The organism is Alteromonas lipotrueae (assembly GCF_019249215.1).
GTDB classification, from domain to species: Bacteria; Pseudomonadota; Gammaproteobacteria; order Enterobacterales; family Alteromonadaceae; genus Alteromonas; species Alteromonas lipotrueae.
On sequence record NZ_JAESDI010000010.1, the window covers coordinates 22,453 to 33,316 of the forward strand.

The window sequence follows — 10,864 nt, forward strand, 5'->3', positions numbered from 1 at the left end:
ATAATTGGCTAAATGTAATGCCTTTTGGAGAATCTACGTGCATTCAAAGTTTGCTCTCGCAAAATCATCCATACTTCCTGCTGCAGTAATGTGTTGTGCGTTATTAGGCGCATTAATCGTCAGTTCTGTCAGTGCCAGCTCTATTGAAGCACAAGATGTGTTGACGCGATTTGCTGATTTTTATAAGCAAGAGTGGGGTGAAACGCAGCGATGTAAATCTTCTAAACTGCACCGCTATACCGTATGTGGAAACGTACTTCGCAACGAAGGTAATGCTCCCTTCGTGCTGCATCATGATATCCCTTCAAAGAAAGTGGCCGTGTTAGTCCACGGGCTTAGTGATTCACCTTTCTTTATGCGAGAAATTAGCAATATTTTATTCAACGAAGGTTATGACGTTATTGTTCCGCTGTTACCTGGGCATGGGCTGCGAGATGATGAGGGGGCAATGAGTGATAGCGATTTAGCTGAGCGTTGGCAAGCACATGTGGATGAGGTTATCGCGTTAGCTGATGACATGGGCGACACCTTGATTGTGGGCGGGTTTTCAACTGGCGGCGCATTGGCGGTTGAGCAGTACCTGGACGCAAGTGATAACATCGACGGACTTATGTTGTTTTCTGGTGCCTTGGCGCTCTCTGAAAATGCCGAGAGTATGTCTAGGATTTGGGGAATTAAGTGGGTGGCGAAAATTGTGGATGGTAGTTATATCACGCACGGTCCGAACCCTTTTAAATATCCAAATGTTGCTGGCTTTGCGGGGTTAGAGCTGATGGATATTATCGAAAAAGTCCGCGACGATTTTGAAGACGGCAAGCGTATTGAAGTGCCTCTTTTTGCTGCGCACTCTCAAGCTGATGCCACCACGCCTATTCACGGTGTTGAAAACCTAATGGAAAATAGCGCAGGGCCTAATACGTTTTTTGTTATTGATGCATCTTATGCGCTGTGTCATGCCGATCTTGTGGTGAATACGTCAATGCTACACGATATGAAGTTTAATAAGGTCATGGTAAATGAAAACGAAGAGTGCGCCGTGCCAAAAGCAAACCCTTTATTTTCAACCATGTCACTGATGTTAAAAACCTATGCGCAACAATTTTAGCGTTTTACAGCAATAACAAATGCGATTAAGCTTTAAGGCATGATAGCTAAATTGAAAAAGCAGCGACACGGCTATGTAGTCATGCTGATAATGGTTATTTCCTTGGTAACTAAATTGTCGCCGGGAATGGCTATGTCAATGGCGATGCCAAAGGCTATGTCAAAGACCGCGACAACGCCTGTGGACGCAACGTATATAGAAATAAATTCTGAGAACAATTTATCAGAAGCAAGTCGCGCGAATAAAAAAATGCAAGCTAGTGCTAGTGGGTGCCATTCAGATAGTCACGCTTCTGCTAGCAATTTCATTGCGCCTTCAAGCACTCAATCAGCTGCAAAAAAGGAACACGCCATTCATAGTGCCTCAAGCGCTCCCCTTGAAGCTGTGAAATCAATTGACCCGAGTATGCACGGTGTCACACCTGATTCGTGCTGTGACGATCATTGTCAATGCCCTACAGGTGTATGCGCCGCTGTTTATGCACTCATAAATAATGATGTATCGGTAGCGGTTATCGCGCTAACCCCGTTAGTCACTTTTGTACATCAGCAAGCCCCTTACACTATACCCAACACCCAATTTCGCCCCCCCAAATTCGCTTTCGCAGGATAGTTGTATCTGGCGGGGGCGTATAGCACCCACGTTTTTCTTTTTATCTCCTGAGTCTAGGGGGAAATTAATGTGGTTTTCTCATGTTTGCATTTAATCTGGGTATGATTTTTAACTACCAAACTCAAGTTCGACTTCGTACTTGTTACCTTCAGCGTGCTTGGCTAGGAATGTTACTTTTTGTCGTTAGTACACCTTCCCTCGCAACGACCCTCAGTCTTAAAGATGCGCAACATCTCGCGCTCAATCAAGACGTTTATTTTCAAGGAAGTCGGCATGAAGAGGCTGCCTATCAGTTCGATAGTGATGCAGCCAATAGCTGGGATAATCCCACTATCAGTACTTCGCTGCAAAGCGTGCCAACCGATGGCTTTTCACTGAATCAAGAGCCAATGACACAGTTGAAATTGGGTATTCGACAAGCTATGCCAAGGGGGAATTCTGCAAACATCTCCCGTACCATCGCCATTGAAGAAGCCCAAAAAGAACCTGTGAAAAGAGCAGCAAGGCGAGCGTGGTTGTTGCGAGAAGTGTCGCTGGAGTGGCTGGCGTGGTATCAAGCAGAGCAAACCGTAGCCTTATTGCGCGAAGAATCGCAGTCGTTAGCGCAGTTACTCGAGACAGTAGAGTCGTCTTACCGAAGTGGCGTGGGCGGCACTCAACAGCAAGATATTATTCAGATTCGACTAGAGCGCCTTCGCTTAAAAGATACAATTTTGAAGGAACAGCAAGCTGCATCTGTGGCACTAGCCCAGCTGTCAAGGTGGTTCGATTTTTCCAGTGAAGTAAGTTTCACTGTGCCCAGAGCACTTAATCATCACGACATTTTTCCTTTTAGTCACTCCTTAGCCAGGCAGGTTGAGCGAGGTGACTTATTTAATATTATCGATGCGCATCCCTCTGTGCAGTTGCTTGTAAAAGACGAATTGGTCGCTACACAGAAATTGACTCTTGCGAAAGAGCAAACCAAACCTAAATGGGCCTTTGAAGCCGCCTACGGATATCGTCAAGATGCCCAAAATGGTATGAGCCAAGCTGACTTTATTAGTGTGGGTGTCCAAGTAGATTTACCGCTGTTTAGCAGTAAGCGTCAAGATGCCAATTTGTCGGCATCAGCGGCAAGGTTAGGGCTCAAATCCACACAACGACGATTAGAAGTGAGGCGATTAGCTGCCCTTGCTGAAGCACGTGAAGCTGAGCTTGCAAGCTTAACTGACCGCCAGCAGTTATTTGATACCGCATTACTTGAACAATCAGAGAGTTTAGCCGAGTCAGCGCTTAATGCATACATAGCGGATAAGGGCACATTTGACGGCGTAATGCGTGCACGTATCTCTCACATATCAGCAAAGTTAGATGCCCTAGCGCTTCATGTCGATATAGCAAAAACTTTAGCCGAACTCGCTTACCTGTACTACCCGCTGACAAACGAACAAAATCAGTTAACAGGTTCTCGATTGAAAGACAGATTGCTAGACACCCACGTTTTAGGTCGCCAAATGACCTCCTCTCGATTTATAGATATCCATACTTCCAGAAGCCAGATGCACACCCAGATCAGTGTTGGGAGGTTCAATTTTGGACACCCACTTCATACCTCTGACTCAATCGATGAACCACTACTGACTAAAGTGGACACCCACACAAGTTCAAACATAAGTTCAAACATGGACATCCACACTAAATTCAAAGACATCCACATAACTGCTACAAATCCAGTTACTAGATCAAACATGGACACCCACAAAACCACTACCGACGGAGTAGCAAAACAATGAAGACACTATTTATTCTTGTGGTCGGCTTAATCGGTGGCGCAGCGGCTATGTTTGTATGGAATTCAAACATACAGAGCGAGGCCGCTGTTGAGGGGGTGATTGCAGGTGGTGATGACAACTCAAATAACAAAAAGCCCCTCTATTGGGTTGCGCCTATGGATGATGCCTACCGTCGAGACAAACCGGGTAAGTCGCCTATGGGCATGGATTTAGTGCCAGTATATGCAGCATCGGGTAGCGGCGCAAAACGTGATGGTGAGGTGACCATTTCACCCCAGGTACAGCAAAATATGGGCGTGAAGTTTACCACGGTAAAACGAGGGCAACTGGATTTGACCTTTAGTGCAGTGGGGAACGTTACCTATAACGAAGACTACTTGGTGCATATCCACCCCAGAGTAGAGGGTTGGATTGATAAGCTGTTTATTAAAACGGAAGGTGAGGCCGTTAGCCAAGGGCAAAAACTGTATACCCTTTATTCACCTGCTCTGGTGACTGCGCAGGAGGAGTTTGTTATTGCGTTAAAGCGAGGAGACACACGCTTAGCCGCAGGTGCTAAACAACGTTTAAAAGCGCTGCATTTATCGGATGGATTTATCGCGCAACTCGAAAAAAGCCGCGAGGTTTCACAAACTATTACCTTCTTTGCCCCCCAGGCCGGCGTGGTAGAACATTTAGGAGTGCGCGAGGGGTTCTATGTTCAACCTGGCACTACGGTGCTTAGTATTGCTCGTTTAGACAGAGTGTGGGTTGAAGCCCGCGTATTTGAGCGAGATGTGCCTAAAGTGGCACTTGATCAGCAGGTATCGATCACGTTTGACTATCTGTCAAATAAGACCTTTACGGGTAAGGTCGATTTTATCTACCCAGCACTTGATGTTGAAACACGTACGCTCAGAGTGCGGGTTACTTTAAAGAACGACAGCGGTGACATTAAACCCTATATGTTCGCCAATGTGATTTTTACCAAGCAAACCGAAAAGCCTGTGCTGTATGTGCCTTATCAAAGCGTTATTCAAATCCAGTCGCAGGGCCAAAATCAACATCTCGCCCAAAACCGAGTCGTTATGAATGTCGAAGAAAGCTTTAAATCTATAGCCGTCAACGTTGGGCGTAAAGCAGGGGACTTCATTGAAATAACTCAAGGCGTAAATGAAGGTGACAAAATAGTGCTGTCGGCGCAGTTTCTGATTGATTCAGAGTCGTCTAAAACATCAGATTTCAAACGTATGCAGTCTCATGGCGATCATGAAATGGTAAAACACAACAAGCCAATGTCTGATACGCCTGAGCATGACCCAATGCAACACGATCCAACAAAACATGATCCAACACAACACGATTCACCCCAAAAAGAGTCAAACCTGCCAGAGAAATCTCATCATGGATTACAACATCAGGGAGTGAATCACGAGGCCAAGCACCACGAGGGCATGCACCATGATTGAAGCCATAATACGTTGGTCTGTGGCGAATCGCATATTAGTTTTACTGGCAACGTTGTGTATTTCTATTGGCGGGGTAATAGCAGTAAAGCATACACCTATTGATGCCATACCTGATTTATCAGATGTGCAGGTGATTGTTAAAACCAGCTATGCAGGGCAATCGCCTCAAGTAGTAGAAGATCAAGTAACCTATCCGCTCACCACTGCCTTAATGTCTGTGCCGGGTGCAAAAACAGTTCGAGGATTTTCATTTTTTGGTGACTCTTATGTGTACGTTATTTTTGACGACAGTACCGATATGTATTGGGCACGAAGCAGAGTGCTGGAATACCTTAGCCAAATAACCTTGCCTGATGGTGTGGTACCCAAACTGGGGCCTGATGCTACTGGGGTAGGTTGGGTTTACATGTATGCCCTTGTTGATGAGTTACACAACTACGATGCTGGTGAGCTTAGGGCTTTGCAAGACTGGTTCTTAAAATATGAATTGCAAAGCGTGCAAGGAGTGTCGGAAGTCGCCTCTGTAGGCGGCATGGTTAAACAGTATTTACTGCAACTTCATCCGCAAAAGTTGCAAGCGTATAACGTGCCTTTACGTCATATTGAAACGGCACTCGCCCGAGGCAACAATGCAGCGGGTGCGTCAGTAATAGAAATGGCTGAAGCAGAGTATATGGTGACATCTTCTGCCTATCTTACGGGTACTGAAGATATTGCTAATATTCCTTTAGGCGTTGTTCACAATGGCGTGGCGATAACGATAGGCCATGTCGCGAGTGTAGTAGAGGCGCCACTTATGCGCAGAGGCATCGCTGAGCTAAACGGAAATGGCGAAGTGGTAGGTGGCATAGTAGTGATGCGCTTTGGCGAAAATGCTAAGGCGACTATTGATAACGTGAAGGCGCGTATTGAAACGTTGAAGGCCAGTTTACCTAGTGGCGTAAATATTGTACCGGTATACGACCGTTCCACCCTTATCGATAATGCCGTCGATAACCTATGGAGCAAGCTTGTTGAAGAGTTACTTGTGGTGGGTGCCGTCTGCTTAGTGTTTCTTTTTCATGTGCGGTCGTCGCTGGTTGCCATAATCACATTACCAATTGGCATATTAATGGCCTTTATCGTAATGAAGTTTCAAGGCCTTAACGCAAATATTATGTCTTTAGGTGGTATTGCCATTGCTATGGGGGCCATGGTGGATGGCGCTATTGTGTTGGTGGAAAACCTGCATAAGCATATTGAACGGGCGACAGCGCAAGGAGAGCAAGTAAAAGGTGAAGCGCGTTGGGCGCTAGTGGTGAAGTCGGCCACCGAAGTGGGGCCAGCCCTGTTCTTTTCACTGTTGATAATTACCGTGTCTTTTATCCCTGTTTTTACCTTAGAAGCACAAGAAGGGCGAATGTTTGCCCCTCTCGCTTTTACGAAATCCTATGCCATGGCTGCCGCTGCGGCGTTAGCCATTACCTTGGTGCCAGTGTTAGCCGGCTATTTCGTGACAGGCAAGGTAAAAGCAGAGCATCGCAACCCGTTAAATAGGGCTATTTCGACAGGGTATGTTAAGGCGTTAACGGCTGCGCTGAACCACCCTCGAAAAATAGTGTTCGCAGCCCTTATTGCGTTAGTTTCTGTAGTATGGCCAATGCAGCATATCGGTAGTGAATTCATGCCATCTTTGGATGAGGGGGACTTACTCTATATGCCTACGACTTACCCTGGAATTTCGGTGGGCAAAGCCAGAGAGTTGCTACAACAAACCGATAAGCTGATTGCCACAATACCCGAGGTGCAAAATGTATTCGGTAAAGTGGGTAGAGCGGATACCGCTACCGATCCTGCGCCTTTAACTATGATAGAAACCTTTGTGCAATTAAAGCCAAAATCCCAGTGGCGTGCAGGTATGACAACATCAAAATTGAAGGAAATATTAAACAGTACGGTGGAATTTCCAGGGGTATCCAATGCGTGGGTGATGCCAATTAAAACGCGTATCGACATGCTCGCTACTGGTATTAAAACGCCGGTAGGTATCAAAATAGCGGGGCCAGAATTAGCGGGCATTCAGCAGGTAGGTGTACAAATAGAACAAGCGCTACAAGACTTTGAGAATACCGCATCGGTATTTGCCGAGAAAGTTGCAGGTGGGCGTTATATCACTATTGATATTAGTCGTGATAGGGCGGCGCGATATGGGCTCAATATCGCTGATATCCAAGAGGTTATCAACACTGCTATAGGTGGGCGAACATTGGGTGAAACCGTAGAGGGAAGGCAGCGTTTTCCTATCAGTATGCGTTACCCACAACAATACAGAGATTCTCCAGAAGCGCTAAGACAACTTCCCATAGTTTTAGCAAACGGTGCCAATATTACCTTGGGCGAGGTAGCCGATATTGCTATTGAGGTGGGGCCCGCGGCAATAAAAAGCGAAAATGCTCGATTAAACGGTTGGGTATTTATCGATATTGAAAGCGGCGATTTAGGCAGTTACGTAAAAAGTGCAAAAGAACATATTACTAATACGGTTTCATTGCCTCCAGGCTATTCCTTAACGTGGGCTGGACAGTTTGAATACTTAGAAAGGGCGGAAGCACGGCTTAGCATAATGGTGCCATTTACCATAGCCGTTATCGTGTTGCTGTTGTATTTAAGCTTCAGGCGAGTTGCCGATGTAGCACTTATTATGATTACCTTGCCATTGGCACTAATTGGCAGCTACTGGCTACTGTATGCACTGGAGTTTAACTTCTCTGTAGCCGTTGCCGTTGGGTTTATTGCCTTGGCGGGTGTCGCGGTTGAAATAGGCGTTATTATGCTGGTGTACCTGCATCAAGCGGTTGAAGCGTTTGATGGAAAAGCTTGCTCTACTACGCATGCTCAATCATCTGCTGAGCAAATAAAACAAGCACTTAAAGACGCCATCATTGAAGGTGCCACCCGGCGTGTTAGGCCGGTAATGATGACGGCGCTGTCTATTATAATAGGCTTACTACCTGTGCTGTATGCAACGGGAACCGGTGCTGAAATTATGCGACGTATTGCTGCACCCATGGTAGGAGGCATGTTAAGTGCGCTAGCGCTAACTCTGTTTGTGCTACCTACTATGTTTTACCTTGTTCAGGCGTGGCAGATGAAGCGACGTTCGTAAGAATACACGCTACATAACCACCTTAGAAACAAAAAGGCAGTTAGGATAACCTAACTGCTTTTTTAGTATTTGTTCGGCTGTTTTATTTCACTGCTTTACTTTACTGATGAAAGCGTACGGTTTGCGCCAAATGTTGTTTACTCAGCGCTAAATACCGTTTTTAATCACTTAGAAATAAAAGCCAATACTCATCAATGATTAATGCTTGCTGGCGTAATCTTCCACTTGGGTCCATACACGTAATAAATTTCCGCTCAGGATTTTTTCAATATCTGCACGGCTGTATTCTCTGTCCAGTAACCCCTGAACTAAATTAGGGAAGCTGGCCACATCTTTCAGGCCAATAGGCAACGAGTCACCTACGCCGTCATAATCAGAACCAATTCCTACGTGCTCAATACCAACCAGCTCTACCACATGGTCGATGTGGTCAAGCACTTCATCAAGTGTTGAGTAAGGGTAAGGTACTTCTTTGCGGTAGTTAGCTTCGAAGTCTTCCAGTTTCGGGCTATCTTCACCTTCAGAGGCAATCAATGCTTTGCGCGCTTGTGTTAGCCCCGTGCGCCATGTACCCGCTTCTTTCGTTACAAAGCTTGAGCCAAAGTTAATCATGATAACGCCTCCGTTCTCGCCAAGCGCTTTAACCATTTCGTCGTTCATATTACGCTCGAAACCAGGTGTAAAGCGTCGAAGTGATGAGTGAGACGCAATTACGGGTACCTTGGTCAGCTCAATAACTTGATAAAATGCATCGTCAGATACATGAGAAATATCAAGCATGATGCCGATGTTGTTCATCTCAGTAACCAGCGTTTTACCAAACGGACTTAAGCCATTCCACTGACGGCGCAAATCGTAAGACGAATCTGAAATATGGTTCGACTGACTGTGTGCTAGTGTAATATAGCGAATACCACGTTCGTGAAACGCTTCTAGATTAGCTAAATCGCCTTGAATCGGTGAGCCGTTTTCCATTCCCAGAGGTAAAGAGATGATGCCTTTTTCAAATTGTGCTTTTACGTCTGACGGGCTTTTGGCAATGGCAAATTTATCAGGGGCTCGCGCCACAATGGCTTCTACAGAATCGATAAGCAAATGAGCAAGTTGTGTTGATTCTGGTGAATTATCTAAACTCGCAGGTACATAAATTGACATAAAAGGGGCATTTAAACCGCCTTTTACCGCGCGTGGATAATCAAAGTCTCCACCTTCCGTGGCTTTGGTGACATCTACCCATGCATTTTTTACGCGATAGGGCACGTCAATATGCCCATCAACAATAATCGTTTCTTGGGCTATTTTTTTCGCTTTTTCACCCGCTGTGTAAGTGGGGGTATTATCAGCAATGGCTGATGCGCAAAGTAGAGTGGAAATTGCGAGAGCACAAGATTTTAGCGGGAAGAAGCCCTTCATTTTTGTTTTTTCCTTATCATTGTTGTAAGACAAAAGACTAAAAGAAAACCTGCTTAGCTACAATGCCCAGAACGTCTTAATCTTTCATTTCTACTTATTTCCAGTTATTTCGGACTTTTTCAATCCCAAAGCTCCTAAAAGTGATGAAATTGTGCGTTTTTAGAGCGGTTACTACCATTCACTTTAATTTTACATTGCAATAAAAATTTAAAACTTGTTATTGTGTTGACGCGTGACTTCATAACGCGAATGCGGGATACTCCCGAGCGCGTCGCCGAATAGGATGAGAGTGAGTTCATCCGCGCGGCCTACATAATTTTTCGTGGCACCCCTCACTTCTCAGTTATTTTACAGGGGCCACAGTAAACAAGTATGAGAAAGTAAAATGGCTATTAATTTTGTACCGCTAGATAAAGAAAAACACAAAGACGTAAAAGTCGCGGTTAGCAATACCTTTAAGTTTGCGAAAGATACGCACCTTGCTGCAGCCACTATCCGTGAGTTTGCTCAATTAGCTGCCACTATGCCGCTAGTATTTATTGAAGATGCTAATGCTAAACGCCACCATGTTGTTGCAATGTTGGGTATGGAACAGAACAAAAACCTGTTTCTAACTGGTGACAAATGGCAGGGCCCTCACGTTCCAATGAACATCCTTCGTTACCCTTTTGATGTTCGCCCTGATGGCGAGAAGCTAGGCGTATACATTGATGAAAACAGTGACCTAATCGGTGAGGAAGGCGAAGCCTTATTTACTGATGCTGGTGAGCCAACGGAATTTTTGCAAAACCGTCAGCAGTTTTTAGCTGATCTTGCAAACAGCGAAATGGTTACACAGCGTTTTGTTCAACAAGTTGTTGATCTAGACCTGTTAGATCCAATTCAAATTCGTCTTACTTACCAAAGCGGCCAACAACGTAACGTTACTGGCATGTTAAGCATTAACGAAAAGAAAGTACTTGAGTTGCCAGAAGAGAAAGTGACTGAGCTTCACAAGTCTGGTTTCTTAGGCGCTATGTACGCAGTAATGATGTCAGCGGGTCAATTGAACCGTTTGGTTGAGCTTTCAAATGGTACAGACAACCCAATTCGCAGCATGCAATTGTCAGTGGTTAAGCCTGAAGAAGCACAAGCTGAAGCGCCAAGCGCATAGGTATTATCATCCACTAGGGTGATTAAAGCGCTAAGCTAGACAATAAACCGATACTGGGAAACGAGTATCGGTTTTTTCGTATTTATCATCTTTACTTTCCCCACCCCCTTTTTATTTTGCCCCTCTTTTCTTAGGGGTTATCAACTACTTCGCCAAAACACTGTATATGCACACAGTTCAAAGCCAGTAAATACGTGGCCTTCACTATGCTTT

General features: G+C 45.2%; 7 protein-coding genes. 6 read left to right on the forward strand and 1 reads right to left on the reverse strand.

The annotated features are described in order from the left end of the window. Nucleotides 1-37 precede the first annotated feature (37 nt). The 5 genes from JKP82_RS13135 to JKP82_RS13155 all read left to right on the forward strand — a co-directional run bounded on the left by JKP82_RS13135 (nt 38) and on the right by JKP82_RS13155 (nt 8,085). A complete protein-coding gene (locus JKP82_RS13135; protein ID WP_159532792.1) occupies nt 38-1,105 on the forward strand; it encodes an alpha/beta hydrolase in 1,068 nt (355 codons plus the stop codon). A 51-nt stretch (nt 1,106-1,156) separates the two neighbouring features. Further along, the gene (locus tag JKP82_RS13140) at nt 1,157-1,717 is read left to right on the forward strand and encodes a hypothetical protein (RefSeq protein WP_218397349.1); all 561 of its coding nucleotides are present in this window, start codon (nt 1,157-1,159) and stop codon (nt 1,715-1,717) included. Nucleotides 1,718-1,797: 80 nt separating this feature from the next. Beyond that, on the forward strand, nt 1,798-3,492 hold the full coding sequence (locus JKP82_RS13145; protein ID WP_218397351.1) for a TolC family protein: 1,695 nt from the start codon (nt 1,798-1,800) through the stop codon (nt 3,490-3,492). After that, entirely contained in the window at nt 3,489-4,940 is a 1,452-nt protein-coding gene (locus JKP82_RS13150) for an efflux RND transporter periplasmic adaptor subunit (protein ID WP_218397354.1), read from the forward strand. Before JKP82_RS13145 ends, JKP82_RS13150 begins: the two co-directional genes overlap by 4 nt. Then, complete coding sequence (locus JKP82_RS13155; protein WP_218397356.1) at nt 4,933-8,085, forward strand: efflux RND transporter permease subunit; 3,153 nt, start codon at nt 4,933-4,935, stop codon at nt 8,083-8,085. Before JKP82_RS13150 ends, JKP82_RS13155 begins: the two co-directional genes overlap by 8 nt. Before the next feature lie 198 nt (nt 8,086-8,283). Here the strand turns inward: JKP82_RS13155 and JKP82_RS13160 are convergent, their stop codons facing one another. Further along, the gene (locus tag JKP82_RS13160; RefSeq protein WP_159532782.1) at nt 8,284-9,498 is read right to left on the reverse strand and encodes a dipeptidase; all 1,215 of its coding nucleotides are present in this window, start codon (nt 9,496-9,498) and stop codon (nt 8,284-8,286) included. 385 nt (nt 9,499-9,883) lie between these two features. Between JKP82_RS13160 and JKP82_RS13165 the strand changes: the two genes are divergently transcribed. Continuing rightward, nucleotides 9,884-10,651 carry a SapC family protein gene (locus tag JKP82_RS13165; protein ID WP_218397358.1) on the forward strand — a complete coding sequence of 256 codons (768 nt, stop codon included), beginning with the start codon at nt 9,884-9,886 and terminating at the stop codon, nt 10,649-10,651. Nucleotides 10,652-10,864 lie beyond the last annotated feature (213 nt).

What these genes read in the sequence shown, in the direction of transcription:
- JKP82_RS13145 (WP_218397351.1), top strand. Translation starts at nt 1,798, where the DNA reads ATGTTTGCATTTAATCTGGGTATGATTTTTAACTACCAAACTCAAGTT.
- JKP82_RS13150 (WP_218397354.1), top strand. Translation starts at nt 3,489, where the DNA reads ATGAAGACACTATTTATTCTTGTGGTCGGCTTAATCGGTGGCGCAGCG.
- JKP82_RS13155 (WP_218397356.1), top strand. Translation starts at nt 4,933, where the DNA reads ATGATTGAAGCCATAATACGTTGGTCTGTGGCGAATCGCATATTAGTT.
- JKP82_RS13160 (WP_159532782.1), bottom strand. Translation starts at nt 9,498, where the DNA reads ATGAAGGGCTTCTTCCCGCTAAAATCTTGTGCTCTCGCAATTTCCACT.
- JKP82_RS13165 (WP_218397358.1), top strand. Translation starts at nt 9,884, where the DNA reads ATGGCTATTAATTTTGTACCGCTAGATAAAGAAAAACACAAAGACGTA.